We start from the raw sequence: 25,748 nt of genomic DNA, 5'->3' as shown, positions 1-25,748 counted from the left end.
GGGGCTGTCGTCTAGCGCGGGGGTGGGGGTCAGAATAAGGGTCACAGCCTGCCATTGTCCCGCATTCTGCAACTCAGCCGCCAAATATGGCGGCGAATCAGATCAGGTCAAGTGCTGCGTGAATGACGCGCCACATACTGGCGCAAAACGGTGTCCATAAGCGATTGCCAACCATCTCCCGTGGACTTGAAATAGTCAATCACCTCTGGGCTATATCGCACCGACACCAAGCGTTTTTTGTTCTCAGACTTTGGCCGTCCGCGCAAAGCTTTCATGGGCACCATGGCCTTGAGCTGTTGGCTTGTCAGCGGTTGAGCATCTGGGTCGCGCTTGGCGGCAGCGGTGAAGGCGCGGTCTTCCTGCGCACTTGGCATTTGAACTTGAGAGCGTTTCATCGTTTTCGACATAGTGCTTCACCTCGCGTCGGTTGGCTCGACGAAGACTGATGATTCTTCGTACGTCACCACGGTCCACAAACGCCACGCAATAAAGAATTTCGGTTTTTGGAGCAAGCGCAATCATGCGCATTTCGTTGTAATTAACCCGCTCATCCACCCATACCCAAGCAGCGTCCCAGTCAAGCTCTGCGGCCATGGCTAGCGAAACACCATGCTTAAGCCGGTTACTCGCATTTTTGGTCGGATCGAACTCGATACGCATATTTTAATGTAGCTACAGAAAATTGAAATATTCTCCAAATTTCCCTTTAACAACTGGCGGCTAGAAAAACACTAAACAATCCTTTAGTGCTAGGCGCTCGAAGCGCTGCAAGTTCCCGAAACTCCCATTGAATTGTCACTTCCATTTGATGCAAGGCCCATCAACCACCCACCCACTATCATGTCGGGTTGCCCTTTTATTTTGAGTGTCCAGTGAACGCACCTTCTGACGGCGCCTATTTAGGCCAAGCCCTGAACCACCCTTCTGCCATGCGCAACATCAGCATTCGCGGGGCGCGCACGCACAACCTGAAAAACATCGACCTCGACATTCCGCGCAACCAGCTCGTGGTCATCACGGGTTTGTCGGGTTCGGGCAAATCCAGCCTCGCGTTTGACACGCTGTATGCCGAAGGCCAGCGCCGCTATGTAGAAAGCCTCTCGGCCTACGCACGCCAGTTTTTGGGCCGCTTGGACAAGCCCGATGTCGACCTGATTGAGGGCCTGTCGCCCGCCATCAGCATTGAACAAAAAGCCACCAGCCACAACCCGCGCTCCACCGTGGGCACAGTGACCGAAATTCACGACTACCTGCGCTTGCTGTTTGCCCGCGCAGGCACGCCGTATTGCCCCGACCACAACTTGCCGCTGCAAGCGCAAAGCGTGTCGCAAATGGTGGACGCTGTCATGGCGCTGCCCGAAGACACCAAGCTCATGCTGCTCGCGCCCATCGCGCGCAACCGCAAGGGTGAGTACAGCGAGCTGTTCAACCAGTTGCAAGCGCAGGGCTATGTGCGCTTTCGCATCGAGGGCAAGGTGTACGAATACGACGAGCTGCCTGAGCTCAAGAAAACAGAGAAGCACGACATCGACGTGGTGGTGGACCGCATCAAGGTGCGCCACGAAGCGCCAGCAACAGACAGCCCTTTGGCTGCACCCAGCGTTGGCGATGTGGCGTTGGCCGCACCGCCGCCCGGACTGCGCCAGCGGCTGGCCGAAAGCTTTGAAGCTGCTTTGCGTCTGGCCGAAGGCCGCGCCATTGCCCTCGAAATTGACACAGAGGTGGAACACAGCTTCAACGCCAAGTTTTCTTGCCCGCAGTGCACGTATTCCATCAGCGAGCTAGAACCGCGCTTGTTCTCATTCAACTCACCCGTGGGCGCTTGCCCCTCGTGTGACGGCTTGGGTCACCAAGACTATTTCGACCCCGCACGTGTGGTGGCGTTTCCGTCGCTGAGCTTGGGCAGCGGCGCCATCAAAGGCTGGGACCGCCGCAACGCGCATTACTTCACCTTGTTGGAGAGCTTGGCCAAGCACTACAAGTTTGACCTCGACACGCCCTTCGAAGACCTGAGCCCCGAGACACGCCAAGTGCTGTTGTACGGCTCGGGCGAAGAAGACATCAAATTCAACTACAGCCTCGACAACGGCTCTGGCAAAAAGCTGAGCAAAAAACACCCCTTCGAAGGCATCTTGGTCAACATGGAGCGCCGCTACCGCGAGACCGACTCGGTGGTGGTGCGCGAAGACCTCTCGCGTTACCGTGGCTCACGCGCTTGCACCGCTTGCGGCGGCACACGTCTGCGCCGCGAAGCGCGGAATGTTCGCATTGGCGAGGGCGATCAGATGCGCGGCATTTTTGACATCAGCCACACCACCTTGGGCGAGTGCTTTGGCTACTTCCACACGCTCAAACTGCAAGGCGCCAAAGCCGAGATTGCAGACAAAGTGGTGCGCGAGATTGCCTCACGCTTGAAGTTCTTGAACGACGTGGGCTTGAACTACCTCAGCCTCGACCGCAGCGCCGACACGCTGTCTGGCGGCGAAGCACAACGCATTCGTTTGGCTAGCCAAATTGGCTCGGGCCTGACGGGTGTGATGTATGTGTTGGACGAGCCCAGCATTGGCCTGCACCAGCGTGACAACGACCGCCTCATTGACACCCTCAAACACCTGCGTGACATCGGCAACAGCGTGCTGGTGGTGGAGCACGACGAAGACATGATTCGCGCCGCCGACTTTTGCGTGGACATGGGCCCCGGCGCGGGCGTGCACGGCGGCCAAGTGATGGCGCGTGGCACCCCGGCTGAGATTGAAGCCAACCCCAACTCATTGACTGGGCGCTACCTTGCGCAAGCACTGCGCATTGAAGTGCCGCCCAAACGCAATCCCTTCGTGCCTGTGGATGCAGAAGAGCTCAAATTCCATCGCAAACTGCACAAAGACGCCTGCGAACATCAAGTCATTCGCATCCGTGGCGCGCGTGGCAACAACCTGCAAAACGTCACCGCCGACTTTCCTGTGGGCTTGCTCACCTGCGTCACCGGCGTGTCGGGTTCGGGCAAATCCACCTTGGTCAACGACACGCTGTACACCGCAGCCGCGCACGCCATTCACCGCGCACACGACGAGCCCGCAGCGCACGACGAAATCACGGGCCTCGACTATTTCGACAAAGTCATCAACGTGGACCAGTCGCCCATTGGCCGCACACCGCGCAGCAACCCCGCCACCTACACCGGCCTGTTCACCCCCATTCGCGAACTGATGGCCGAAGTGCCCATGGCTCGCGAACGCGGCTATGGCCCAGGGCGATTTAGCTTCAACGTGGCCGCAGCCTCGGGCGGTGGCCGTTGCGAAGCCTGCCAAGGCGACGGCATGGTGAAAGTGGAAATGCACTTTTTGCCCGACGTGTATGTGCCTTGCGATGTGTGCCACGGTTTGCGCTACAACCGCGAAACACTCGAGGTGATGTACAAAGGCAAAAACATTGCGCAGGTTTTAGAGCTGACGGTCGAGGCTGCTTTGCAGTTCTTCAACGCCGTGCCCAACATCGCGCGCAAACTGCAAACCTTGATGGACGTGGGCCTGTCGTATTTGCAACTCGGCCAAGCGGCCACCACGCTATCTGGCGGTGAGGCGCAACGCGTGAAGCTGGCCTTGGAACTGAGCAAACGCGACACAGGCCGCACGCTCTACATCTTGGACGAGCCCACCACGGGCCTGCACTTTGCGGACATTGCGCTGCTGCTGAAAGTGCTGCAACACCTGCGCGATGCGGGCAACACCATCGTCATCATCGAGCACAACTTGGACGTCATCAAAACCGCCGACTGGCTGATTGACATGGGGCCCGAGGGCGGCAGCGGGGGCGGCACGGTGGTGGGGGTGGGGACGCCAGAGGAGTTGGCAGCGAATGCGGCCAGCTTTACGGGGAAGTATTTGAAACGCTTACTACCGAGCTGATTTCAATGCTGATGCCCATGTGTGCCATGCACATGGCGATGGGCAATTTCTTCTGCCGTGGCGGCGCGCACATCGGTCACGGTGCAGCTGAAACGCAACGCTTGGCCCGCCAACGCGTGGTTGCCGTCGAGGTGCACTTCGGGGCCTTTGATTTTGATCACGTTGAACACGCGCGGCTGACCGTCTTCACCTGCGCCCTGCAACTGTCCGCCCACTTTCACGCCTGGTGGAAATTCGGCTTTAGGAATGACGCGCACCAAGGCTTCATCACGCTCGCCAAACGCGTCGGCAGCGCTCAAATCCAGCTTGACGGCAAAGCCCGCCGCTTGGCCATGGAGTGTGGCTTCGACCTTGGGGAAAATATTGTCATAACCGCCATGCAAATACGACAAATGCCCCGAGTCCAAAGGCTTGCCTGTGGGGGTGGTGACTTGGTAGGTGAGGGTGACGGCCGTGTCTTGGGTGATCTGCATGGCGAGGCTTTGAATGAAAAACGCCATTGTCCACGACCTCGGCGGCGGCGCGTCATCAAGCCTTACCATTCACACCCATGAAACCTGTCATCCGTGCCTTCTTCAAAACCCTGCGCCTTGTGCTGGGCCCTGTCATGTTGCTCAAAGAGCGCGTCACTCAGCCAAAGGGCGTGCAGCGCGACCCTGCGGCCCAAGCTGCGGTGGATCTGCAATGCCAAAGCTTGGCGCTGTACCAGTTCAACACTTGTCCGTTTTGCATCAAGGTGCGCCAAGAAATGCGCCGCCTGTCGCTGCCGATTGAAAAGCGCGATGCGCAGCACCACGCGGCCCACCGCGACGAGCTGCTGCAAGGCAGCGGTGCTAACAAAGTGCCTTGCTTGAAGATCACTGACGCCAACGGCCACACCCAGTGGCTGCAAGATTCGACCGCTATCGTGGGCTACCTGCGCGCAAGCTTCCAGCGCTGAGAGAAGCTCGGCGTGGGCTTGTTGGCGCACCAGCCATCAACTCTAAGTTTTATTACAGCTCAGGTTGGAGCTGCACATACCCCGCCTGAATGTTCGCGTGAAAGGCCTGCGGCAATCGTGACCACAAATGCACGTCCACCAACATAGGCAAGTCGCTGGCTTGCAGGGCCTCTTTGAGTTCATGCCAGCCCAAGACGTCTTGGGTCAGGTCGTCGAGGTTGCGCAGCACCAAGTCTAAGTCGCTGCCCTCGTGGGCATGGCCATGAATACGACTGCCATAAGCCCACACTTGCGCCTGTGGCGTGTGCTTGGCCAGGAGCGCTTGCAAGGTGTGAAGATGGCGTTCTGACAAATCGAGCGCGAGCAGGTTAAGCGCTGGCATCAAACACCTTTTGCAAAGCGACCGACAAGCTGTGCACGTCTTGCACATACGCAGGCAAGAGCAGCAACGTGTCATTCGCAAACCCTTCGCCGTAATCATGTGCCGTGTTGTTGCGGTTGGCGCGATAGGCCAGCCAGCGCTCCACCGCGTCGCTGCTGAGTAAGCCATGCTTGCCAGCATGACGCAACACATCGTTAAACACCAACGCATCCACACTGCGAGGCGAGGCCTCAAATGCTTTCAAGGCTTTACGCATGAGCTTGCCTGCGGTTTCTAGTGATAGCTCAAAGCTCTTAATGGCCGCGTTGCGGTACAAATCAAACAGCATGTTGTTAGGCGTCGCAGGTTGCTGCGCAAGGGCCAGCAGCGCCTGCTCTAAGGTGGCGATCGTTCGGTTGAGATGTTGCACATTCAAAGCCATGGTTGCTCCTGAAAAACTGCCATCAATTAAGCACGCGCCGCCTGCAAAGTCTCGCGCGTTTGCAACGCCACACGACGCGCCGCCTCTGCAAAGTCATCCCCCTTTGACGCATACAAGATCGCGCGCGATGAGCTCACGATGATGGGCCCCGTGGTGTGGCCATCGGCCTCACGCAAGCCAGCTTTGACGGTGGCCACGGCATCGCCACCTTGGGCGCCCACGCCAGGAATCAGCAACGGCACCGTGGGTGCAAGTTCACGCACACGTTCAATTTCGGCGGGGTAAGTCGCCCCCACCACCAAGCCCAGTTGACCGTTGAGGTTCCAGGGGCCTTGGGCGAGCTTGGCGATGTGTTCATACAACAAAGGCTGGCCTTCGACAGACGCGAGGCGTTGGTTTTGCAAATCGTCACCGCCAGGGTTAGAAGTTCGGCACAACAAGAAAGCACCTTTGCCGTGGTACTTCAAATACGGAGCCACCGAGTCCCAACCCATGAAGGGTGAGAGGGTCACGGCGTCTGCACCGTAACGCTCAAACGCTTCGATGGCATATTGCTCAGCGGTACTGCCAATGTCGCCGCGCTTGGCGTCCAAGATGATGGGCACCTGGGGCGCGACGCGGCGCATGTGCGCCATCAAGCGCTCCAACTGGCCTTCAGCGCGGTGCGCAGCAAAGTAAGCGATTTGGGGTTTGAAGGCCATGGCCAAATCCGCCGTGGCGTCGACGATGGCCGCGCAGAAGTCGTAAATCTTGTTGGCATCGCCTTTGATGCGGTCAGGGAACTGGGCCGGTTCTGGGTCAAGGCCCACGCAGAGCATGGAGTTGTTTTGGCGCTCTGCGCGCTTGAGCATGTCAAGGAAGGTCATGCTTTGATTTTAGAAGGCTTGTTTGAGTGTATTTGGCTGTGCTCGCTGTGGGCAGAGGCAGTGGGCAGGTTCCTCATGCTGGAGTACCAGAAATCGTCACCTGCCCACTGCCTCTACCCCCAGACTGCGGCTTGCAATGTTTCAACCTCAAATAGTGACACGGCTTGGGTGCGGCGGCTGACGATTTCTGGTACCCCAGCATGAGGCAAGCCGCTGCACCCAAGCCGTGTCACCACCTCCGGCGCGCACCCTTCACAAACAAAAAATCTTACTCAGACCCCTTGAGATGCGCCATCGCCAAACAAAGGTCCGCCCAGACCTTGGCCTTTTCAGACAAGTTGCGCAGCACATAAGCGGGGTGGTAGGTCACCACCACTGGCACGTTTTGGTACTGATACACACGACCACGCAGCTTGCCATAAGGCGTGCCTTCTAGCTCAGGCACGCTATCGCGCAGCAGGGCCTGCACCGCAAAGCGGCCCATGGCCACAATCATTTTGGGTTTGAGCAAGGCCACTTGGCGCTCTAGGTAGGGCAGGCACTGCGCCACCTCTTCGGGCTTGGGGTTGCGGTTGCCGGGCGGGCGGCACTTGAGCACGTTGGCGATGTACACGCCGCCGCCCTCGGCCGTACGCGCGCCTGTGCGCGAGAGTTTCATGGCGCCCAGCATGTTGTCCAGCAGCTGGCCCACTTGGCCGACAAAGGGTTTGCCTTGGAGGTCTTCTTCCTCGCCCGGTGTTTCGCCCACGATCAGCCAATCCACTTGGGGCGCTTGACCATCAGCGGCAGGTGCGCCCACACCAAACACGGTGTGTTGTCGCGAACTGCACAAGCTACAGGCTTGGCAGCCCGACACGGTGGTGTGCAAGGTTGACCAATCCATTTGGTCAATGCCATCAGGGCGTTGAATGAGGATGGGGGCTGGTTTGATCGCATCAGCAATCGCCTGTGTGGCCAGCTCGCCCGCTGCAACAAAGCCGTGAGGTTGTTCTATTTCCACCACTGCCGCATCCATGACTGGCGTCTCTGACAGGGGCGACCACACACGCACGCCCATCTCGGCCAGCATGGCGCGTTGGCGTTGGTCAAGGTGCAAAGTGTCGGTCATGGTGCGATAGCTTACAGCTTGAGCGACATGACCACGGCGTGCTCGCGATGGCCGCGACTGGCGGGGTAATAGTGTTTGCGCTCGCCCACACGGCGGTAGCCAAAACGCTCATAGACCTGCATGGCGCGGATGTTGCCCACACGCACTTCCAGCCACAGCCATTGCGCTTGTCGGCTGCGCGCCCACACCGACAAGGCATCGAGCATGAGCACACCGTAGCCTTGCCCCTGAAACTCGGGCGCCACTGTGATGTTGAGCAAATGCACTTCGTCCACCCCTTGCATGGCAACAAAATAACCAATCAAGGTGTCGCCACCCATCAGCGCCAGCATTTGGTAGCCTGACTTGAGCGAGTCGGCAAAGTTGCCTCGCGTCCACGGGTGCGCATAAGCGGTTTTTTCGATGCGCAGCACGTCGTCAAGCTGGGCCTGTGTCAGCGGCTCGAGTCGAACTTCGGGTTTCAACACAGCGTTCATGGGACGGCTTGCAGAGCTTTGAGGTGCATGCGCTCGTCGGTGGTTTGCGCCACTTTGTCGCGGATGTAGAGGGGCAGCGCTTGTTCGGCTGGCACGGCTGCGCCAGCGGCCCATGCGGCAGGCGCCAAGCGCAGCAGTGCGGCGGCGCTGGGCAAAGCCATGCGTTGTGGGGCCGTCAGCGCGACGGGCCATTGGCCAGCGTACACAGGCCAAGCATTGCCAGCGGCCATAAAGCTGGTTTGCGCCCAATCCGCAGGCCAATACAAAAATTCGGGGCTGTGCAACTCAGGCTCTTGCACGCAGTGCCACTGGCCTTGCAAGGGATTGGCGTCATCCGCTGACTCAGCAAGGCTTGGCGTGAACTCATAGGCCGCCACATACACCTGCGCCATGCGGGCATCCATCACGGCCAGCACGCGGGTCACGGGCGTCAAGCTAGACGCACGGGCTTCTTCAGCCACGGCCAACAAAGTGTCTATCGGCAACACCGGCACATCAGCGCCAAACGCCAGACCTTGCGCCACCGCGCAAGCGGTCCGCAAGCCAGTGAACGCGCCTGGCCCACGGCCAAACACCACGGCTTGCAAATCGGTCAAATTCAAATCCGCTTGTTTCAACAAGGCCAAGGTCTGAGGAATCATGTGCGTGGAGGTCAGCGCACCGCCGGCGCTGGTGTGCGTCCAAGTCTGTGGGCCGCGTGCGACCGCGAGCGATAAGGTGTCGGTGCTGGTCTCTAAGGCCAGCCAATGATTGGAATGCATTGGGTGATTATCCCAGCCGTGATAATTTGCCTATGACTGCTTTGCACTTGCCCTCTTTGCACGGGCCCACATCACGCGTCTCCCCCACACGAGGAGCCTGGTTGCGCAAGTCTTTGACGCGGGCCTGCATGTTGGCCGTGCTGTGCGTCTTGGCTTGGCAGGCACACGCAGCCCCCAGCTCAAAAGCTGCGCGCACCGACCCGCCCAAGCACACCGATGGCGACATAGGCCAACTGCCCGCCGAAGTGCAAGCTGCGCTGCAACGCGCCAAAGTGCCTGCTGAAAACTTTCACGTCATGGTGGTCGACACCCACTCGGGCAGCACACCCCGCCTGAGCCACCAAGCCCAAGTGCGCGTCAACCCTGCGTCGCTGATGAAACTGGCCACCACCACAGCTGCGCTTGACACGCTCGGGCCTGCATTTGTGTGGCGCACGCCCGTGTATGTAGACGGCCCTGTTCGCGACGGCGTGCTGCAAGGCAACCTCTACATCAAAGGCAGCGGCGACCCACGCTTGGTGGTGGAGCGTTTGTGGCTGCTGATGCGCCGCATTCAAGGCTTGGGCATTCAAAAAATTCAAGGCGACATCGTGCTTGACCGCAGCGCGTTTGACGTGCCCGTGCGTGACGCCGCCAGCTTTGACGGCGAGCCCCTGCGCCCCTACAACGCGGCGCCTGATGCGCTCTTGATCAACTTCAAATCCTTGCTCATTCAGTTTGTGCCTGACCGCGCGGCCAACGTGGCGCGTGTTCACATTGAGCCGCCCTTGGCAGGTGTGCAATTCCCCGCCGCCGTGCCCATGAGCACTGGCGACTGCAGCGACTACCGCACGGCGCTGCGCGCCGACTGGAGCGACCCCACCCGCATTCGCTTTGCGGGCAACTTTCCTGCTGTGTGTGGCGAAAGAATGTGGCCCATTGCCTATGCCGCACCCATGCAATTTGCACCGCGCGCCATCGCGGGCATGTGGCAACAACTCGGCGGCCAGCTCAGCGGCCAAGTGCGCGATGGCAGCGTTCCCACCCACTTGCAGCCCATCTTCAACATCGAATCTGCCACCTTGGCCGAGACCATCCGCGACATCAACAAGTTCAGCAACAACGTGATGGCGCAGCAACTGTTTCTCACCCTCAGCCAGCAACCACGCGGCGTGGGCAGCTTTGACGCCTCACGCGAGGTGATGCAGCGCTGGTGGCGCGAACGCGTGGGCGGCGACATGCCCACCTTTGACAATGGCTCGGGCCTGAGCCGCGAAGAACGCATCAGCGCACAAGCCCTCGCCCGTTTGCTGCAAGTGGCTTGGGCCTCGCCCCACATGTCTGAGCTGATGAGCTCGCTGCCCGTCACAGGCCTTGACGGCACGATGAAGCGCAGCAAAGCACAAGCCAGCGCCCATTTGAAAACTGGCAGCTTGCGCGATGTCGCAGGTGTGGCGGGCTATGTGGACACCGAAAGCGGCAAACGCTGGGTGGTGGTGGCCATCCTGCACCACGCCAATGCCCATGCCGCGCGCCCAGCGCTGGACGCGATGATTGACTGGGCTGGCAAGCAGCCTTAATTCACAAGGACTTGAATGAACCACACCGAATGGATCGGCTACGCCGCTGCCAGCCTCACCACCGCGAGCTTTGTGCCGCAAGCGTGGCTGACCTTCAAGACCCGCGATGTGAGCGGTGTGTCTTTGGGCATGTACAGCGCGTTCACCCTCGGCATTGCGCTGTGGTTGGCCTATGGCTTGCTGATCGAAGCCTGGCCTGTGGTGATTGCCAACATCATCACACTGCTGCTGGCGACCAGTATTTTGGTGATGCGCTTGCGCTTTGGACGCCGGGCATCAGCGGGGGATTAACGCCAACCCTGGGCGGTGGCGTTGAACAAGAATTGGGCCACCCAACGGTTGCCCGCGGGGGTGAGGTGAATGCCATTTGCAAACATCATGGTGGGGTAATTCGCGTTTGCCACAGCCGTCGTGCAACCCGTGAACAAGGTTGCGCTGCCACAGGCGGGCAAAGTACCTGCCGCAACAGTGAGGCTGAAGCCTGTGTCAGTGAAGGGGGAGAAGACGGTGAGGGACGTCGCTGTCAAAAACAATGAGGTCACACCTGACGCGTTGGCATAAATCACAGAGTTAGGGGTTTGACCACCGAAGGCTGTGCTCAAGGCCAGCAAAACAGCCTCATTGAACGTGTTGGTTGCTGTGGTGCTGACCGTGCTGGTATTGACCCGCCCCCAAGGCGTGCGCGTGACATCCAAGACGGGCATGATCAAAATATGCTTGGCGCCAGCCGCCTTGATGCGCTGCACTTGCGTGACCAAGTCTTGGGCTGCTGTGTTTGGGTTGGTGCCTTCTTTGACATCAAACGTGCCAACGGCAATAAACACCAAGTCAGTCGCAGAAAAACCACCGTTGTTTGTCACAACGTCATCGATCTGCGCGGCTAAATCAGGAATGAGGGAGCCCGTGCTGGCCTTGATTTTGGCGCCAGCTTTGGCCTTGCTCACAATGTTGGGCTGGCCAAAGTAGGCGGCCACCTGCCCCACGACGGTGCGTGTGGTGGTGCCATCGTCCACAGTGGCGGCGGGATCGTTAAATCCATCCCCCAAGCCCACCACACGCGTTGGTTTGAAAGGCTCCACCGTGCTGCTTGCCCCGCAGGCTGAAAGCAAGCCCACGATGGCAATGCTGCAAATGGCTTGGAGGGTTCGGCTAAAAATTGGGTTCATCACAGGCTCTCTTTGATTACCGCGCTAGTTTAACGAGTTGGGGCGGCAGCCCGCGTCAAGCGGTCGCGCACACCATCCCATTCGTGGTCAAGGGGTGGGGCTTGGACCCAAATATGCGAAGCGCCTTGGGCGTCGAAGCTGCGCAATTGGGCAAAAAGTTGGTGGGCGCAGTCGTTGGCTGAAGTGGGCATGGGTTGCATATTGAAGAGTGCGGCATGGGTTGTGGGCACCGGCAGTGGGCTGCTGGACCAAACGGCGACCTTGCCAATGGCCAGGCCCGCGCGCGTCAATTCAGGGTCGCTGATCGCGTTTGCACTGGCATAGGCATGCATGGCATTTTGCAATTCAGCAGCCGTCATCAGCTGCAATTTGGCCGAGGGCGCGTAGTGCGACTCTAGGCTGCCCGAAGCACGCGGAGCGTCTGCATCAGGCGCGTTGGGCGTGATCACGGTGAGGCCGCAGGCATCGCTCAGCTGCTGGGGCGTCAGCACCCCAGGGCGCAACAACACAGGCGCTGCGCGGGTGCAATCCACGATGGTGGACTCGATACCCACATCGCACGCACCGCCATCAAGAATAAGCAAACTGTCGTCAAACTCACTCGCCACGTGCGCGGCTGTGGTGGGGCTGACGCGGCCAAACACATTGGCACTTGGTGCGGCCACACCCAACACGCCCAAGGCCTCGGCGCTTTGCAGTACGGCATGCGCGATTGGATGCGAGGGGCAGCGCAGGCCCACGGAGTTTTGTCCACCTGCCGCAACAGCTGCTACTTCTGAGCGGCGCGGCAAGATGAGGGTCAAAGGACCCGGCCAAAACGCGTCGATGAGCCGCTGCGCAAAGTCGGGCACATGGCTGGCAAAACGCATCACGCCCTGCGCGCTGGCCACATGCACGATGAGCGGGTGGTTGGCGGGGCGGCCTTTGGCTGCAAAGATTTTGGCCACCGCCACATCGTTACCCGCATCTGCCGCCAAGCCGTAAACCGTCTCTGTGGGCAAGCCCACGAGCTCGCCGCGCTGCAAAGCGTGTGCAGCAGCCGCAATGGCTTGGGGGGACTGGCCGTCAAGAATCATGGCGACTTAAAACGGCGCTAAACCCAACAGCACGGCAGCTTGCTGCGCCACAGCGCGTGCGGCTTGTGGTGTGGCAGCGGTGATGTTGAGGTGACCCATTTTGCGACCCACACGGGCTTCGCGCTTGCCATACAGGTGCAGGTGTGTGCCGGGCAGCGCCAACACTTGGTGCCAGGCGGGTTCGACTTGCTCCGCATTCGCATTTGCAAACCACAAGTCACCCAACAAATTCAGCATGACAGCGGGGCTGTGCAAACGTGGTTGGGTCAACGGTAAATCAGCCATGGTGCGCACTTGCAGTTCAAACTGCGACACATCGCAGGCGTCTTGGCTGTAGTGGCCGCTGTTGTGCGGGCGAGGTGCGATTTCGTTGACGACCAGTTCGCCATTCGCCAACACAAAAAACTCCACGCACAACACGCCCACGTAGTTCAGCGCTTGCGCCACGGCTTTGGCAGCTGTGATGGCTTGATGTGCCAGCGCTTCTGGCACATTGCCCTCAAACACCTCGGTCACGGCCAAGATGCCGTCACGGTGCAAGTTGCGCTGCACCGGCAAGTTGACTGTTGCGCCGTCGCGGCCACGCGCCACGATGACCGAGCATTCGCTGGTCAAGGGCAACATTTTTTCCAGCACGCAGGGCACGCTGCCCAGTTTGGCCCAGCCCGCATTCAACTCTTCACGCGTACGCACACGCAACTGGCCTTTGCCGTCATAGCCCATGCGGGAGGTTTTCAAAATGCCGGGCAGCAAGTTGTCGATCACGGCGGCGTTCGCCGCATCCGCCCATAAATCGGCCAGTTGCTCAGCCGTGTCCATCACCACATACGGCGCCACGGGCACACCGCATTTCACAAAATGGGCTTTCTCGCGCGCACGGTCTTGCGCCACGGCCACGGCAGATGCGGCGGGTGACACGGGCAATGTCACTGCGAGTTGCGCCAGCGCATCGGCGGGCACGTTTTCAAATTCGGTGGTCACCGCTTGGCACACGGCGGCGAGTTGCTGCAGTCCAGCGGCATCGAGATAGTCGGTGTGGATGTGGTGATGGCTCACCAAGCCTGCGGGGCTTTGCGCATCGGGGTCAAGCACCGCCGTGCGGTAGCCCATGCGCTGAGCGGTGTGCACCCACATGCGACCCAACTGGCCGCCGCCCAACACGCCCAAGGTCGAGCCGGGTAACAAGGGCTTCAAGACCACGCTCATGGCGGTGGCAAGGTCATGTTGCGTGCCACTTCGGTTTGCGCTGTGCGGAAGGCTTGCAACTTCTCTGCCATGGCGGCATCGGTCGAGGCCAGCATCGCCACTGCAAACAAGGCCGCATTCGCCGCGCCCGCATTGCCAATGGCAAAGGTGGCCACCGCAATGCCTTTGGGCATTTGCACCATGCTGTGCAAGGAATCAACGCCTTGCAAATGTTTGGTGGCCACAGGCACACCGAGCACCGGCACAATGGTTTTGGCAGCCAACATGCCCGGCAAATGGGCGGCGCCGCCCGCACCTGCGATGATTGCCCTGAGGCCTCGGCCTTGTGCTGCATCGGCGTAAGCAAACATGTCATCTGGCATGCGATGCGCTGAAACGACGCGGGTTTCAAAAGCGACACCAAATTCTTGGAGAATCTGGGCTGCATGTTGCATGGTGTCCCAATCAGAATTGGAACCCATGACGACACCGACTTGGCACTGGGTCATGATGTGGCTGTGTGTGTGAGCAAATACGAATTTTAAGACGGGACCCCCATGATGGATGTGACGATAGAAAATTTCGAGGCCGAAGTGATGATGGCCTCTCAAACCACCCCGGTGCTGGTGGACTTTTGGGCCGATTGGTGTGGCCCTTGTAAATCATTGGGGCCCGTGTTGGAAAAGCTTGAAGTCGACTATGCCGGTCGCTTCAAGCTGGTCAAAATCAACGCAGATACCGAGCAACAATTGGCCAGCGCCTTTGGCGTGAAGAGCTTGCCCACTTGCATTTTGCTGATGGGTGGCCGCCCAGTGGACGGTTTTATGGGTGCGCTGCCACAAGGCAAGGTGCGCGAGTTCTTAGACAAGCACCTGCCATCGGACAGCGAAGTGGCCGCTTTGGCGGATGCACAAGAAGCCGAACAGCTGATCCAAGCCGGCGATGCTGGCGCCGCCATTGCCAAACTACAAGAAGCCTTGAGCCTCAACCCTGGCGACGACGACACCCGCTTCAACCTGGTCAAGCTGCTGATCTCGGTGGGCGAGCTGGAAGAAGCCCAAGCGGCGCTGGCGCCCAAGCTCACCGAAATTCCGCTGCAACTGCGCTTTGACGCCCTCCACTACTGGCTGCAGGCCTTGCAGTTTGTGGCCAGCGACCCACGCGCAGCTTGGACGTTTGAGCAGTTTGACGCGGCCATTGCCCAAAACAAACGCGACTTTGAGACCCGCTTGGCCAAAGCCCGCTTGTTGATCGCTGCTGAGTTGTTTGAAGCTGCGATGGATGAGTTGCTCGAAATCGTCATGCGCGACAAAACATGGCACAACGACGTGGCGCGCAAAACCTATGTGTCCATCTTGGAGCTGATGACCCCACCCAAGGCCAAAACGGACGATGCCGCATTTGGCAAATCCGCAGGCGGCATTGAGCTAACCGGCAAAGCCGCGGTGCAAGAGGATCCCGTGTTGGAGTTGATTTCTCGCTACCGTCGCAAGCTCAGCATGGCGCTGAACTGAGCGCAAGACAGGCCTCAGGCCGTCAAACGATCCCATGCTTCTTGGTACTTGGCGGCGGTTTGAGCAATCACTTCTTGCGGCAAATGCGGCGCGGGCGGTGATTTGCTCCACAGCTTGCCTTGCACTTGGGCCGTCTCCAGCCAATCGCGCAAAAACTGTTTGTCATAGCTCGGTGGGTTCACGCCGTCTTTGAAGCTTTGCGCGTAGCTGGCAGCAGGCCAGTAGCGTGACGAATCGGGCGTGAGCACCTCGTCCATCAACACCAAGTCGTTGTTGGCATCCAAACCAAATTCAAACTTGGTGTCGGCAATGATGATGCCTTTGGCCGCTGCCACGTCACGCGCGGTTTCGTACAAAGCAATGCTGATGGTTTTGATTTTCTCGGCCAAGCCGCCACCAATCATCTCGACCATGTGTGCGTAAGTGATGTTTTCGTCGTGGTCTCCCACGGCCGCTTTGGCGGCAGGGGTGAAAATGGGCTCAGGCAATTTGCTGGCGTTCTTCAAACCTTTGGGCAGCAAGACGCCGCACACGGCCTGGTTTTCTTGGTACTCGGCCCAGCCGCTGCCAGCCAAATAGCCACGCACCACCGCTTCCACAGGGATAGGCGTCAAGCGTTTGACCAACATCGAGCGGCCGGTGACTTGCGCCACTTCTTGTGCACTCACCACGCTCTCCGGGGCTTGACCTGTCAGGTGGTTGGGGCAAATATGACCGAGCTTGCCAAACCAAAACAAAGCCATTTGGGTCAGCAATTCGCCCTTGCCAGGAATGGCATCACCCATGATGACATCAAACGCGCTGATGCGGTCGGAGGCCACCATCAAAATGCGGTCGTCGCCCACGGCGTAGTTGTCGCGCACTTTGCCGCGGGCAAGCAAAGGCAAAGAAGTCAGCGCAGAGGTGTGCAGTGCTGTCATGTATTACTTCACCAACTGAGCGAGTTCGCCCTTGGCGTACTTGGCAGCCACCACCGAGAGGCTGTCGCCCTTGATCTTGGCGCCTTGGCCTTCGCAACCGAATTCCAAATAACGTTGTTTGCAGATGTTCATGGCTGCTTCGCGGGCAGGCTTGAGCCACTCGCGGGCATCAAACTTGTCTGGGTTTTCAAACAAGAACTTGCGCACAGCGCCGGTCATGGCCAAACGGATGTCGGTGTCGATGTTGATCTTGCGCACGCCGTGTTTGATGGCTTCTTGAATTTCAGACACGGGCACACCAAAAGTCTGCTTCATCTGGCCGCCGTATTGGTTGATCATGGCCAACAGGTCTTGGGGCACACTGCTAGAGCCGTGCATGACCAAGTGGGTGTTGGGGATGCGCGCGTGAATTTCTTTGACGCGGCTGATGGCCAAAATGTCGCCCGTGGGTTCACGCGTGAACTTGTATGCGCCGTGGCTGGTGCCAATGGCGATGGCCAAGGCGTCGAGTTGCGTGGCTTTGACAAACAAGGCTGCCTCTTCGGGGTCGGTCAACATTTGGCTGTGGTCGAGTTTGCCCACAGCGCCAACACCGTCTTCTTCGCCCGCTTCGCCGGTTTCCAAGTTGCCCAAGCAACCCAGTTCACCCTCCACCGACACGCCCACTTGGTGCGCCATGGCCACCACTTGTTGCGTGACTTGCACGTTGTATTCAAAGCTCGCGGGGGTTTTGCCGTCTTCCATCAAAGAGCCATCCATCATGACTGAGCCAAAGCCGAGGTCAATCGCACCTTGGCAAATCTTGGGTGAGGTGCCGTGGTCTTGGTGCATGACCAAGGGGATGTGTGGATAAGCCTCGGTGGCAGCTTGAATCAAATGCTTGATGAACGGCTCACCCGCATATTTGCGAGCGCCAGCACTGGCTTGCAAGATGACGGGGGCGCCCACCGCGTCGGCAGCTGCCATGACGGCTTGCACTTGCTCCAAGTTGTTGACGTTGAAAGCGGGAATGCCGTAACCGTGCTCTGCAGCGTGGTCCAAAAGTTCGCGCATCGATACAAGTGCCATGGGGGAATCCTCAAAAAAATAAAACGGGTCTGACTGCTGACAATTTTAAAGGCGGCAACTTTGTACGCCACCAACAAGCGCCTGAGCGTGTCAGCTGGACAGCGCGCCAGACGTGTGGTTCAGCGGACTTCGCAAATACGCAGCATATTGGTACCGCCCGGTGTGCCCATGGGGTCACCGCAGGTGATGGCGTACACGTCGCCCGTGTCCACAATGCCGCGCGACTTCAGGTGCGATTCGGCTTGGGCCATCGCAGTCTCTCGGTCGGCGCTGGTGTCCATCAACAAGGCACGCACGTTGCGAAACAATGCCATGCGGCGTTGAGCCGCCACTTTGGTGGTCACCGCATAGATGGGAATGTGGATGCGGTGACGGCTCATCCACAACACGGTGGAGCCAGACTCGGTCAACGCCACGATGGCTTTGGCCCCCAAATGGTGGGCCGTGAACAAGGCGCCCATGGCAATCGATTGGTCGATGCGCGTGAAGGTTTGGCCTTTGAAATCGGCATCCAACTCCACGTCCTCAGCGGCTTCGGCTGCCTCGCAAATTTTGGACATTTCCTCCACGGTTTCCAGCGGGTATTTGCCAGCGGCAGTTTCGGCACTCAGCATCACAGCATCGGTGCCGTCAATCACGGCATTTGCCACGTCACTCACCTCGGCGCGCGTGGGCACGGGGTTGGTGATCATGCTCTCCATCATTTGTGTGGCCGTGATCACTACTTTGTCGAACTGACGGGCCAGCTTGATCATGCGTTTTTGCAAGGCAGGAACCGCCGCATTTCCCACTTCCACGGCCAAGTCGCCACGCGCAACCATGATGCCGTCGCTGGCGAGCAATATTTCTTCCAAATGAGGAATCGCCTCGGCACGCTCAATCTTGGCAATCAGGCCGGGCTTGTGTTTGTATTCAGCGCCCGCCACATTGGCCAGTTGTCGCGCCATCTCCATATCCGTTGCGTTTTTTGGAAAACTCACCGCCACGTAATCCGCTTGAAAGCTCATCGCAGTTTTGATGTCTTCCATGTCTTTGCCGGTCAAAGCAGGCGCGGTCAAGCCGCCGCCTTGTTTGTTGATGCCTTTGTTGTTGGACAACTCGCCACCCACCTTGACGCAGGTGTGCACCTGCTCGCCGCGCACGGCTTCGACGGTCAACACAATCAAGCCGTCGTTGAGCAACAGCAAATCACCTGGCTTGACGTCGCGGGGCAGTTCCTTGTAGTCCAAGCCCACGCCCTGCAAGTCACCGAGTTCGGTGCGAGAGGCGTCGAGCACAAACTTGGCGCCGTTGGTCAGCATGACCTTGCCATCTACAAACTTGCCCACGCGAATCTTGGGGCCTTGCAAGTCAGCCATGATGGCCACTTCGCGTCCTGCGCGTGCGGCGGCTTCGCGCACCAAATGCGCGCGCTCAATGTGGTCTTGGGCTTTGCCGTGGCTGAAATTGAGACGCACCACGTTCACGCCAGCACGGATCATGGCCTCCAGCAGGGCAGGGTCGCTCGACGCGGGGCCTAAAGTAGCAACAATCTTGGTGGCATGACGGGCCATGGGTTTTTCCTGTGCGGTTGTGTTCGCTTTATTCTGGCACGCTTGGCGCTAATTACTGCGTCTCTTGAAGCGAGATCGGCTCAAATGGGTGTTTTCTTTTTGCCTCGTTTTTTTCACAAAGCCTTTGAGGCTAGACGGGTAAACGCCCGCATGGGGCCGAAACGGCGATAATCATGGCACTAATTGATGCAAATCAGTGCGCATCAAAACCGCTCACCTAAGATTCGTCACCTATGACCTCACAGATTCAACCTATTCTTCCCAGCGAACCCCTGCCACACCGCAAAGTCATGCGCGAGTGGCTGATCCCTTTGGCTGAGCGCACCACAGTGCTCGCCATTGTGATGCTTGTTATTGATTACGTGCTGTGGGCCGCTTTGCTCGCTGGCACCGTGTATTTCGACGCTTGGTGGGCCAAACTCTTGAGCGGTTGTGCTGCTGGCTTTGTGATTGGCCGCTTGTTCATCATCGGCCATGACGCTTGTCACCAAAGCCTCACACCGCATCGCAACCTCAACAAGTGGCTAGGCCGAATTGCGTTCTTGCCTTCTTTGACCGCCTACAGCTTGTGGGACATTGGCCACAACGTGGTGCACCACGGCTACACCAACCTCAAAAACTTCGACTTCGTGTGGGCCCCTTACACACCCGAAGAGTACGCCGCCCTGAGCCCCATGCAAAAGCTCAAAGACCGTGTGTACCGAAGCGGCTGGGCACCAGGTCTGTACTACATGATCGAAATCTGGTGGAACAAGATGGTGTTTCCCAACGAAAAGCACATGCCCACGCGCCGTCCCATCTTCATGAAAGACTGCTTGCTCATCTCCGCTTTCGCCGCGGCTTGGGTCGCAGGCATGGTGTGGGCTGCGATTGCCACTGACCAAAACATTGGCTACATCTTGCTGATGGGCGTCGCATTGCCCTTCTTTTTCTGGGTCACCATGATTGGCTTTGTGGTGTATGTGCACCACACCCATGTGGATGTGTCATGGCACGAAGAACGCACGGGCTGGTCCAAGGCCTCCCCTTTTGTGTCCACCACCGTGCATCTGACCTTTCCGTTCAACATTGGCGCGCTGATGCATCACATCATGGAGCACACGGCACACCACTTGGACATGAGCATTCCTTTGTACAAACTAAAGCAGGCGCAAAGCAAACTCGAAGAGCTACTGCCTGAGCGCATCATCGTTCAGCCCTTTTCTTGGCGCTGGTATGTGCAAACCGCACGCGATTGCAAGCTCTATGACTTCAAAACCGATAGCTGGACCACTTATGACGGCAAAGTCACCAGCCCACGTGCGATGAAAGCTGCTTGATCGCACCTTGGTTTTCGTCTGCGCCCCCTCAGCCCCGCAATTGTGATGAATTGGCGGGGCTTTTTCTTGTACGCTTGTACGCCATGAAATTCATTGTTTTGTTTTGGCTGGCCTTTGTGTCTGCAAGCGCTCACGCCATGTGGGTGACCGTGACGCGCAACGAAGTGGCCACGGTCTACATCGACTCCAGCGCCATCACCAAGATGGGCTACAACCGCCGCGTGTGGGTGGTGTATGACCTGACCAGCCCAGACAAAACAGGCCAGCAATCGGTCAAGTCTTATATCGATTACGACTGCACCGAAGGTAAGTACAAAACCCTCAGCGCCAGCAGCCACCCCAACAAAATGGGCAACGGCCCTGCCATCAAATCACTGCCCGTGCCCGAAGGCTGGCGACCTGTGAGCCAAGACAGCATGAGCCGGCAGTTGTTTGCATTTGCGTGCGCTTGGTAGCAAGTCAAAAAGGCAGGGTCATCGCCACGCCTAGGCGCCAATTGTTGCGTTTGCTGCCACGCTGATTGCTGCCATCTGCCAGTTGGGTGTAGCCCAGCTCTGGTGTCAGCGTCATGGCATGGCGAGCAAATGTTTGGCTCATGCTGACGCCCCACGTACCTCCGTGCGGTGCCGTCAAACGGGGGTCATAGCTCCCCAAGCTGGTATGAATGCGGCCCTTGTGAAATTTGAGCAAACGCTGTCGAGAAGCATCAAGCCAGCCAAGCGTCATCACTTGCGAACCTGAACCCTGTGCAGGCCCAACCCAGCGTCCCCCTTGTGTGTAGCCTTGGCGGTAAACGCCATTGACATACCCTGGAAAAGCAGGCGCAGTGTCCCAAGGCAAGCTGTTGGCATTGGTATCGGTCCACTCAGCAAAGGCGCGGTACTTGCCCTGACTCAATGCGCTCTCAACGCCCCATAAGGTCATGAACTTATAAGGCAATGGGATTTGACCCGCAGCATCCTCACCCATCCACTGCGTGTAAACAGCACAAGTGCCAAGATGTTTGACCCACGCATTGGGGCAACTCAGGCGCGCATCGAAACCTGCAATCTGACCACTGCTGTCCACAAATGTGTCTGAGCTCTCTTGGTTGACCTGCTGGCCCAACAACGCATTCGCAAAATTCCTCACGCCACTTGGACGCCCCAAGCCGCTGGTCTGCAAGCCGCGACTCAAGCCTAGTTCTAGCCATGGCTTTGGCTTCATGGTCAAACGCATGCCCGAAAAAAGGAAACCCTGTGGCTGGTTTGGAACAACCCAAGGATCATTGGCTTTGGCCACAAAAAAATCTAAATTCCAAGGCCCTAACCAGCTGAGCCATGGACTGTCTGACGCAACGACTTGGCCACGTTGAATTCCCAACCCCAACCAAGCGGGGTTGTTGTGTCCATTCACCAAGCTGCTTTGCCAACCCGGTCCCCACCAGTGCTGTTGAGAAAATGCTTGCAGCTGCCAGCCACCATATCCCAGCACGAAAGCACTTCCATCTGGACGCACTGGGCTGTCGCCATGGTCGTTGGCTTCTAGTCGCGCACCCAAGCGCCAAGCGAGTGAGAGCTCACCCACCTCATGCCGACCTTCAGGACTCGACACTTGCGCACTGCTTGCGGGTGTGTAGTTTTCAGCGTAGCCATTCAATGCGGCCGAGGGCGTTCGTAAATGCAAACGAAGACGCGCCTTGGCACGGGCGGCTTCGATTTCCTTCAACACAAAATCACGTGCGGTGTTGACGGCTTCGATATCCAGCCCACTTTGCAGCGTGGAGGCCTCCAAAGCTTGCACCACTGCAGCCGCTGGCAAGGGCCAATGGCTGCTGGTGATGGGCAGGCCCGCCTGGTCCGACAACCATTGCAAATAATGCCTAGCCGCCCAAGTGGGCGTGTAGGAGGTGCTGGCGATGGCTGGTGATTGGGCCTGTGCTTGGCAGATGCAGAGTGCTCCTACAAAAATAAACAGCGTACGCGATATGCGTTTTTTACAATTCATTCGTACTCTTTAATTAACACTTAATGGTTAATTGTAAAGAGTACTTTTTTACTGTTTTTGATTCATCCTATGGGCGGACCGCGCCAACCTGTGCGCCCATTGAGGCACGCGAGACAGGCGCCACACGGAACTTGCCAACTGCTCTGTCAGCCCTGCGAAGCGCGTTGGGTCAAAATTTGAAATGCAGGCAAGGTCTTGCCTTCCAGCACCTCCAAGAACGCGCCGCCACCTGTCGAGATGTAGCCCACCTGCTCTTCAATGCCGTATTTGGCAATAGCGGCCAAGGTGTCGCCACCGCCGGCGATGCTGAAGGCGCTGGATTGGGCAATGGCGTGGGCAATGGTCTTGGTGCCGTTCTCGAACGCGGCAAATTCAAACACACCCACGGGGCCGTTCCACACAATCGTGCCGGCCTTCATCAGCTGCGCGGCCAACTTGGCTGCCGTCTCAGGGCCAATGTCCAAAATCAGGTCGTCATCGGCCACGTCGGTGGCTTTCTTGATGGTGGCCACAGCATCGGCTGCAAAAGTTTTAGCAGTCACCACGTCGGTGGGGATGGGCACTTCGGCACCGCGCGATTTCATCAACGCCATCACGGCTTTGGCTTCGTCGACCAAGTCATGCTCGGCCAAGCTCTTGCCGATGTTCAGGCCAGCGGCCAGCATGAAGGTGTTGGCAATGCCGCCGCCCACGATGAGTTGGTCCACGTTGTGGGCCAGGCTCTTGAGGATGGTCAGCTTGGTGGACACCTTGCTGCCTGCCACGATGGCGGCTAGGGGGCGCTTGGGAGACGCCAAAGCTTGGGTGATGGCGTCCATCTCGGCAGCCAACAAGGGGCCCGCACAGGCCACGGGCGCGTATTGCGCAATACCGTAGGTGGTGCCTTCGGCGCGGTGCGAGGTGCCAAAGGCATCGTGCACAAAAATGTCGCACAACGCGCCGAGTTTGCGGGCCAATGCGTCGCTGTTGCTTTTCTCGCCTAGGTTCATGCGGCAGTTTTCCAACAGCACCACTTGGCCGGGCTGAACCGTCACGCCATCCACCCAATTGGCAACAAGCGGCACATCACGTCCGAGCAACTCACCCAAGCGCTTGGCCACGGGCGCCAATGAGTCTTCGGGTTTGAATTCGCCCTCCGTCGGACGGCCTAAATGCGAGGTGACCATCACGGCCGCGCCAGCCTTCAGCGCCATGTCAATCGCAGGCACAGACGCGCGCACGCGGGTGTCTTCGGTGATTTGGCCTGCCGCGTCTTGCGGCACGTTGAGGTCGGCACGGATGAAAACACGTTTGCCTTTGGCCGAGCCGTTGGCGCACAAATCAGAGAAGCGAATGACATTCATTGGGATGAGCCGCAAAGTTAGAAACTTTAAGTATTCTAAAAGTTCAAGCTTGCGCGAAATTGGCAATCATCGCAAACGCCTGTCTGGGTAGAGAAAGCTTAGCCGCGCCCAACAAACGGCATTTTGGTCGCCATCACCGTCATGAAAAGCACGTTGGCTGTCAGCGGCAAACGCGCCATGGCCATGAAGCTATCGACCACACCTTGCATGTCCATGCGTGCTTCGGGCTTCACGCTGCCGTCGGCCTGCAAAGCGCCAGCGGCGAACTTGTCGGTCATGTCGCTGGCCACATTGCCAATGTCAATCTGGCCCACCGCAATGTCAAACGCGCGGCCGTCAAGCGAGGCCGCCTTGGTCATGCCCGTGATGGCATGCTTGGTGGCCGTGTAGGCAATCGACCCGGGGCGCGGCGCGTGCGCCGAAATCGAGCCGTTGTTGATGATGCGTCCACCTTGAGGCGTTTGCGTTTGCATGAGCTTGAACGCATGCGACAAGCAATAAAACGCGCCATTGAAATTGACATCCACCGAACGCCGCCAATCTTCGCCCGACAAATCGCCAGGCGTGCTGGCTGGCAAGAAAATGCCTGCGTTGTTGAACAGCAAATCGACACGGCCGTATTTGGCGCGCACGCCCTCAAACAAGCTGGCCACCTCGTCTTCATGACTCACATCGCAAGACACCGCCCACGCGTGGGCAGCGTTTGCACCTGCGGCCTGCGCGGTAGAGGCCAGTGCATCCGCACGACGCCCCACCAACACCACCTGCCAACCTTCGGCCAACAAAGCCAACGCGCATGCTTTGCCAATGCCAGAACTGGCGCCTGTGACGACTGCTACTTTGCTCATGGGCATGCTCCTTTGAAAAATACGATTGTGAACGAGCCGACTTTTGGCGTTTCTTCACCACTGCGCTAGGTGTAAGTCCTAGTCCAATTTTTATTTTTGTCTAAACGCTTATACATATAGTTCACCCCTAGGAGAGATGGTTCTCCGCCTACCACTTTAAGGATGCCAAGATGCGAGTTAAAAACGCGGTAATCGTTACAGCCATTTCGATGTTGGTAGGAGGAGCGAGTCTTACTGCCCATGCCCAAAGTCAAGGAGTCAGTTCCAACGAGATCCTAATTGGCAGCATTCAAGATTTGTCAGGCCCACTGGCTGGCTTTAGCAAAATGGCTGCGGCTGGCATGCAAATGCGGGCAGACGAAATCAATGCCAAGGGCGGCATCAATGGACGCAAACTAAAACTGATCGTTGAAGACTCTGCGTACAACCCAACCAAAGCAGTTCAAGTTGCGCAAAAGCTAATCAACCAAGACAAAGTGTTTGTGGTTGCAGGCTCAATTGGTACGGTGGTCAACAACGCGGCCATGCCCGTGCAATTTGAGAAAAACGTCATGAACTTTGCGCCGCTCACAGCCGCGCGTGACATGTTCGAGCCTGTTAACAAATTGAAATTCGCAATTCTGGATGACTACTACGGCTCAATGAAAGAGCATGCGCCTGTTCTCTTCAAGAAAGTCAACGCCAAAAAAGCCTGCATCTTGCACCAAGACGATGAGTTTGGTTTAGAAGTTGCGCGCGGTGTGACAGATGGACTGAAATCTATCAATATCCCTATCAGCGAGACAACGACCTACAAGCGCGGTGCCACTGATTTTTCTTCACAAATCGTGAAGCTAAAAGCCGCCAACTGCGACTTTGTCGGCATGGGCACCCTCATTCGCGAAACGCCGGGTGCAATTGGAGAGGCACGTAAAACGGGCTTTAACCCCACCTTCATGGGCTCGATCGGCGCCTACACAGAGCTAGTCCCAATGCTTGGCAAAGAAGCGGTGAACGGTTTTTATGCGGTCAATTCAGCAACCATTCCTTATGCAGACTCAAACAATGAGAACGTACGCGCTTGGGCATCGAGCTACAAGGCCAAATACGGCTCAGACCCTCAACTGTTTTCACTTTACGGCTACTGGATCATCGAGTTGCTAAGCCGAGGCATGGACAAAGCTGGCGTTAATTTAACCACTGAAAGTTTGGTTAAAGCACTGGAGACCATGGGCCCACAAGGTAATAACTTGGGCGTGCCTACAGTCCAATTCTCAGACAAGAACCATCTCGGCTCTAGTTATTCTGTAATCTCACAAATTCAGAATGGCCGCTGGGTTGAGGTGAAGTAATTTTTAACGATCTAGATCGGC

Annotated in this window: 26 protein-coding genes and 1 pseudogene; 8 read left to right on the top strand and 19 right to left on the bottom strand. The window is 58.0% G+C overall.

The annotated features are described in order from the left end of the window. Nucleotides 1–107 precede the first annotated feature (107 nt). Together V7Q41_RS11380 and V7Q41_RS11375 are read right to left on the bottom strand one after the other, a co-directional pair. On the bottom strand, nt 108–395 hold the full coding sequence (locus tag V7Q41_RS11380) for a BrnA antitoxin family protein (protein WP_333845977.1): 288 nt from the start codon (nt 393–395) through the stop codon (nt 108–110). Between the two features lie 34 nt (nt 396–429). Next, nucleotides 430–660: pseudogene (locus tag V7Q41_RS11375) on the bottom strand (BrnT family toxin); the annotation flags it as partial. Nucleotides 661–929: 269 nt separating this feature from the next. On the opposite strand from V7Q41_RS11375, the gene uvrA reads away from it, so the two are divergent. Beyond that, nucleotides 930–3,905, top strand: a complete 2,976-nt coding sequence (gene uvrA, locus V7Q41_RS11370) for an excinuclease ABC subunit UvrA (RefSeq protein ID WP_333845987.1) — start codon at nt 930–932, stop codon at nt 3,903–3,905. Between the two features lie 2 nt (nt 3,906–3,907). On the opposite strand, the gene V7Q41_RS11365 is transcribed toward uvrA, so the two are convergent. Beyond that, on the bottom strand, nt 3,908–4,378 hold the full coding sequence (locus tag V7Q41_RS11365) for an FKBP-type peptidyl-prolyl cis-trans isomerase (protein ID WP_333845976.1): 471 nt from the start codon (nt 4,376–4,378) through the stop codon (nt 3,908–3,910). 77 nt (nt 4,379–4,455) lie between these two features. On the opposite strand from V7Q41_RS11365, the gene V7Q41_RS11360 reads away from it, so the two are divergent. Further along, entirely contained in the window at nt 4,456–4,845 is a 390-nt protein-coding gene (locus V7Q41_RS11360) for a glutaredoxin family protein (protein WP_333845975.1), read from the top strand. 52 nt (nt 4,846–4,897) lie between these two features. Here the strand turns inward: V7Q41_RS11360 and V7Q41_RS11355 are convergent, their stop codons facing one another. The 6 genes from V7Q41_RS11355 to tsaB all read right to left on the bottom strand — a co-directional run bounded on the left by V7Q41_RS11355 (nt 4,898) and on the right by tsaB (nt 8,859). Continuing rightward, a complete protein-coding gene (locus V7Q41_RS11355) occupies nt 4,898–5,227 on the bottom strand; it encodes a nucleotidyltransferase family protein (protein WP_333845974.1) in 330 nt (109 codons plus the stop codon). Continuing rightward, on the bottom strand, nt 5,214–5,648 hold the full coding sequence (locus V7Q41_RS11350; RefSeq protein WP_333845973.1) for a nucleotidyltransferase substrate binding protein: 435 nt from the start codon (nt 5,646–5,648) through the stop codon (nt 5,214–5,216). The genes V7Q41_RS11355 and V7Q41_RS11350 overlap by 14 nt, the downstream gene beginning before the upstream one ends. A 26-nt stretch (nt 5,649–5,674) precedes the next feature. Further along, complete coding sequence (pyrF, locus tag V7Q41_RS11345; RefSeq protein ID WP_333845972.1) at nt 5,675–6,514, bottom strand: orotidine-5'-phosphate decarboxylase; 840 nt, start codon at nt 6,512–6,514, stop codon at nt 5,675–5,677. A gap of 268 nt (nt 6,515–6,782) precedes the next feature. Then, nucleotides 6,783–7,622: a uracil-DNA glycosylase gene (locus tag V7Q41_RS11340; RefSeq protein ID WP_333845971.1), complete on the bottom strand. Its 840-nt coding sequence runs from the start codon at nt 7,620–7,622 to the stop codon at nt 6,783–6,785. 11 nt (nt 7,623–7,633) lie between these two features. After that, nucleotides 7,634–8,098 (bottom strand): ribosomal protein S18-alanine N-acetyltransferase, encoded by a 465-nt coding sequence (gene rimI, locus V7Q41_RS11335; RefSeq protein ID WP_333845970.1) that lies wholly within the window; start codon nt 8,096–8,098, stop codon nt 7,634–7,636. Then, on the bottom strand, nt 8,095–8,859 hold the full coding sequence (gene tsaB / locus V7Q41_RS11330; protein ID WP_333845969.1) for a tRNA (adenosine(37)-N6)-threonylcarbamoyltransferase complex dimerization subunit type 1 TsaB: 765 nt from the start codon (nt 8,857–8,859) through the stop codon (nt 8,095–8,097). Before tsaB ends, rimI begins: the two co-directional genes overlap by 4 nt. Nucleotides 8,860–8,891: 32 nt before the next feature. On the opposite strand from tsaB, the gene dacB reads away from it, so the two are divergent. Then, nucleotides 8,892–10,418 carry a D-alanyl-D-alanine carboxypeptidase/D-alanyl-D-alanine endopeptidase gene (gene dacB / locus V7Q41_RS11325; RefSeq protein WP_333845967.1) on the top strand — a complete coding sequence of 509 codons (1,527 nt, stop codon included), beginning with the start codon at nt 8,892–8,894 and terminating at the stop codon, nt 10,416–10,418. 15 nt (nt 10,419–10,433) lie between these two features. Continuing rightward, entirely contained in the window at nt 10,434–10,709 is a 276-nt protein-coding gene (locus V7Q41_RS11320; RefSeq protein WP_333845966.1) for a SemiSWEET transporter, read from the top strand. On the opposite strand, the gene V7Q41_RS11315 is transcribed toward V7Q41_RS11320, so the two are convergent. From V7Q41_RS11315 to purE, 4 genes are read right to left on the bottom strand one after another with little or no spacing between them, the layout of a single operon-like run. Next, a complete protein-coding gene (locus tag V7Q41_RS11315; RefSeq protein WP_333845964.1) occupies nt 10,706–11,584 on the bottom strand; it encodes an SGNH/GDSL hydrolase family protein in 879 nt (292 codons plus the stop codon). The genes V7Q41_RS11320 and V7Q41_RS11315 overlap by 4 nt on opposite strands. 29 nt (nt 11,585–11,613) lie before the next feature. Beyond that, nucleotides 11,614–12,660: an L-threonylcarbamoyladenylate synthase gene (locus V7Q41_RS11310; RefSeq protein WP_333845963.1), complete on the bottom strand. Its 1,047-nt coding sequence runs from the start codon at nt 12,658–12,660 to the stop codon at nt 11,614–11,616. Nucleotides 12,661–12,666: 6 nt separating this feature from the next. Further along, nucleotides 12,667–13,866, bottom strand: coding sequence for a 5-(carboxyamino)imidazole ribonucleotide synthase (locus V7Q41_RS11305; protein ID WP_333845962.1), 1,200 nt, complete (start codon nt 13,864–13,866; stop codon nt 12,667–12,669). Beyond that, entirely contained in the window at nt 13,863–14,354 is a 492-nt protein-coding gene (gene purE / locus V7Q41_RS11300; RefSeq protein ID WP_333845961.1) for a 5-(carboxyamino)imidazole ribonucleotide mutase, read from the bottom strand. The genes V7Q41_RS11305 and purE overlap by 4 nt, the downstream gene beginning before the upstream one ends. Before the next feature lie 48 nt (nt 14,355–14,402). Here purE and trxA point away from each other — a divergent pair, with 48 nt between their 5' ends. Next, nucleotides 14,403–15,359, top strand: a complete 957-nt coding sequence (gene trxA, locus V7Q41_RS11295; RefSeq protein ID WP_333845960.1) for a thioredoxin — start codon at nt 14,403–14,405, stop codon at nt 15,357–15,359. A 14-nt stretch (nt 15,360–15,373) separates the two neighbouring features. On the opposite strand, the gene V7Q41_RS11290 is transcribed toward trxA, so the two are convergent. The 3 genes from V7Q41_RS11290 to pyk form a co-directional block, all read right to left on the bottom strand. Further along, entirely contained in the window at nt 15,374–16,279 is a 906-nt protein-coding gene (locus tag V7Q41_RS11290; protein WP_333845959.1) for a phosphoribosylaminoimidazolesuccinocarboxamide synthase, read from the bottom strand. Nucleotides 16,280–16,282: 3 nt separating this feature from the next. After that, nucleotides 16,283–17,347, bottom strand: coding sequence for a class II fructose-bisphosphate aldolase (fba, locus tag V7Q41_RS11285; RefSeq protein ID WP_333845957.1), 1,065 nt, complete (start codon nt 17,345–17,347; stop codon nt 16,283–16,285). A gap of 119 nt (nt 17,348–17,466) precedes the next feature. After that, complete coding sequence (gene pyk, locus V7Q41_RS11280; RefSeq protein WP_333845956.1) at nt 17,467–18,900, bottom strand: pyruvate kinase; 1,434 nt, start codon at nt 18,898–18,900, stop codon at nt 17,467–17,469. A gap of 233 nt (nt 18,901–19,133) precedes the next feature. Here pyk and V7Q41_RS11275 point away from each other — a divergent pair, with 233 nt between their 5' ends. Both V7Q41_RS11275 and V7Q41_RS11270 read left to right on the top strand, forming a co-directional pair. Beyond that, nucleotides 19,134–20,219 carry a fatty acid desaturase gene (locus tag V7Q41_RS11275; RefSeq protein WP_333845955.1) on the top strand — a complete coding sequence of 362 codons (1,086 nt, stop codon included), beginning with the start codon at nt 19,134–19,136 and terminating at the stop codon, nt 20,217–20,219. Nucleotides 20,220–20,302: 83 nt separating this feature from the next. Further along, the gene (locus V7Q41_RS11270; RefSeq protein WP_333845953.1) at nt 20,303–20,674 is read left to right on the top strand and encodes a surface-adhesin E family protein; all 372 of its coding nucleotides are present in this window, start codon (nt 20,303–20,305) and stop codon (nt 20,672–20,674) included. Nucleotides 20,675–20,678: 4 nt separating this feature from the next. Here the strand turns inward: V7Q41_RS11270 and V7Q41_RS11265 are convergent, their stop codons facing one another. From V7Q41_RS11265 to V7Q41_RS11255, 3 genes are all read right to left on the bottom strand, one after another. Then, a complete protein-coding gene (locus tag V7Q41_RS11265; protein WP_333845952.1) occupies nt 20,679–22,205 on the bottom strand; it encodes a capsule assembly Wzi family protein in 1,527 nt (508 codons plus the stop codon). Between the two features lie 146 nt (nt 22,206–22,351). Continuing rightward, nucleotides 22,352–23,548, bottom strand: coding sequence for a phosphoglycerate kinase (locus V7Q41_RS11260; protein WP_333845951.1), 1,197 nt, complete (start codon nt 23,546–23,548; stop codon nt 22,352–22,354). A 98-nt stretch (nt 23,549–23,646) separates the two neighbouring features. Further along, nucleotides 23,647–24,396, bottom strand: a complete 750-nt coding sequence (locus V7Q41_RS11255) for an SDR family oxidoreductase (RefSeq protein ID WP_333845950.1) — start codon at nt 24,394–24,396, stop codon at nt 23,647–23,649. A gap of 170 nt (nt 24,397–24,566) precedes the next feature. Here V7Q41_RS11255 and V7Q41_RS11250 point away from each other — a divergent pair, with 170 nt between their 5' ends. Then, a complete protein-coding gene (locus V7Q41_RS11250; RefSeq protein WP_333845949.1) occupies nt 24,567–25,727 on the top strand; it encodes an ABC transporter substrate-binding protein in 1,161 nt (386 codons plus the stop codon). Nucleotides 25,728–25,748 lie beyond the last annotated feature (21 nt).

It is taken from the genome of Limnohabitans sp., from assembly GCF_036804465.1.
GTDB lineage: Bacteria > Pseudomonadota > Gammaproteobacteria > Burkholderiales > Burkholderiaceae_C > Limnohabitans.
Note: the sequence above shows the minus strand (reverse complement) of the source record. Positions and strands in the feature narration are given on the sequence as shown.

Coding starts and splice junctions, on each gene's coding strand:
- V7Q41_RS11380 (WP_333845977.1), bottom strand. CDS start 395: ATGAAACGCTCTCAAGTTCAAATGCCAAGTGCGCAGGAAGACCGCGCC.
- uvrA (WP_333845987.1), top strand. CDS start 930: ATGCGCAACATCAGCATTCGCGGGGCGCGCACGCACAACCTGAAAAAC.
- V7Q41_RS11365 (WP_333845976.1), bottom strand. CDS start 4,378: ATGCAGATCACCCAAGACACGGCCGTCACCCTCACCTACCAAGTCACC.
- V7Q41_RS11360 (WP_333845975.1), top strand. CDS start 4,456: ATGAAACCTGTCATCCGTGCCTTCTTCAAAACCCTGCGCCTTGTGCTG.
- V7Q41_RS11355 (WP_333845974.1), bottom strand. CDS start 5,227: ATGCCAGCGCTTAACCTGCTCGCGCTCGATTTGTCAGAACGCCATCTT.
- V7Q41_RS11350 (WP_333845973.1), bottom strand. CDS start 5,648: ATGGCTTTGAATGTGCAACATCTCAACCGAACGATCGCCACCTTAGAG.
- pyrF (WP_333845972.1), bottom strand. CDS start 6,514: ATGACCTTCCTTGACATGCTCAAGCGCGCAGAGCGCCAAAACAACTCC.
- V7Q41_RS11340 (WP_333845971.1), bottom strand. CDS start 7,622: ATGACCGACACTTTGCACCTTGACCAACGCCAACGCGCCATGCTGGCC.
- rimI (WP_333845970.1), bottom strand. CDS start 8,098: ATGAACGCTGTGTTGAAACCCGAAGTTCGACTCGAGCCGCTGACACAG.
- tsaB (WP_333845969.1), bottom strand. CDS start 8,859: ATGCATTCCAATCATTGGCTGGCCTTAGAGACCAGCACCGACACCTTA.
- dacB (WP_333845967.1), top strand. CDS start 8,892: ATGACTGCTTTGCACTTGCCCTCTTTGCACGGGCCCACATCACGCGTC.
- V7Q41_RS11320 (WP_333845966.1), top strand. CDS start 10,434: ATGAACCACACCGAATGGATCGGCTACGCCGCTGCCAGCCTCACCACC.
- V7Q41_RS11315 (WP_333845964.1), bottom strand. CDS start 11,584: ATGAACCCAATTTTTAGCCGAACCCTCCAAGCCATTTGCAGCATTGCC.
- V7Q41_RS11310 (WP_333845963.1), bottom strand. CDS start 12,660: ATGATTCTTGACGGCCAGTCCCCCCAAGCCATTGCGGCTGCTGCACAC.
- V7Q41_RS11305 (WP_333845962.1), bottom strand. CDS start 13,866: ATGAGCGTGGTCTTGAAGCCCTTGTTACCCGGCTCGACCTTGGGCGTG.
- purE (WP_333845961.1), bottom strand. CDS start 14,354: ATGACCCAGTGCCAAGTCGGTGTCGTCATGGGTTCCAATTCTGATTGG.
- trxA (WP_333845960.1), top strand. CDS start 14,403: ATGATGGATGTGACGATAGAAAATTTCGAGGCCGAAGTGATGATGGCC.
- V7Q41_RS11290 (WP_333845959.1), bottom strand. CDS start 16,279: ATGACAGCACTGCACACCTCTGCGCTGACTTCTTTGCCTTTGCTTGCC.
- fba (WP_333845957.1), bottom strand. CDS start 17,347: ATGGCACTTGTATCGATGCGCGAACTTTTGGACCACGCTGCAGAGCAC.
- pyk (WP_333845956.1), bottom strand. CDS start 18,900: ATGGCCCGTCATGCCACCAAGATTGTTGCTACTTTAGGCCCCGCGTCG.
- V7Q41_RS11275 (WP_333845955.1), top strand. CDS start 19,134: ATGACCTCACAGATTCAACCTATTCTTCCCAGCGAACCCCTGCCACAC.
- V7Q41_RS11270 (WP_333845953.1), top strand. CDS start 20,303: ATGAAATTCATTGTTTTGTTTTGGCTGGCCTTTGTGTCTGCAAGCGCT.
- V7Q41_RS11265 (WP_333845952.1), bottom strand. CDS start 22,205: ATGAATTGTAAAAAACGCATATCGCGTACGCTGTTTATTTTTGTAGGA.
- V7Q41_RS11260 (WP_333845951.1), bottom strand. CDS start 23,548: ATGAATGTCATTCGCTTCTCTGATTTGTGCGCCAACGGCTCGGCCAAA.
- V7Q41_RS11255 (WP_333845950.1), bottom strand. CDS start 24,396: ATGAGCAAAGTAGCAGTCGTCACAGGCGCCAGTTCTGGCATTGGCAAA.
- V7Q41_RS11250 (WP_333845949.1), top strand. CDS start 24,567: ATGCGAGTTAAAAACGCGGTAATCGTTACAGCCATTTCGATGTTGGTA.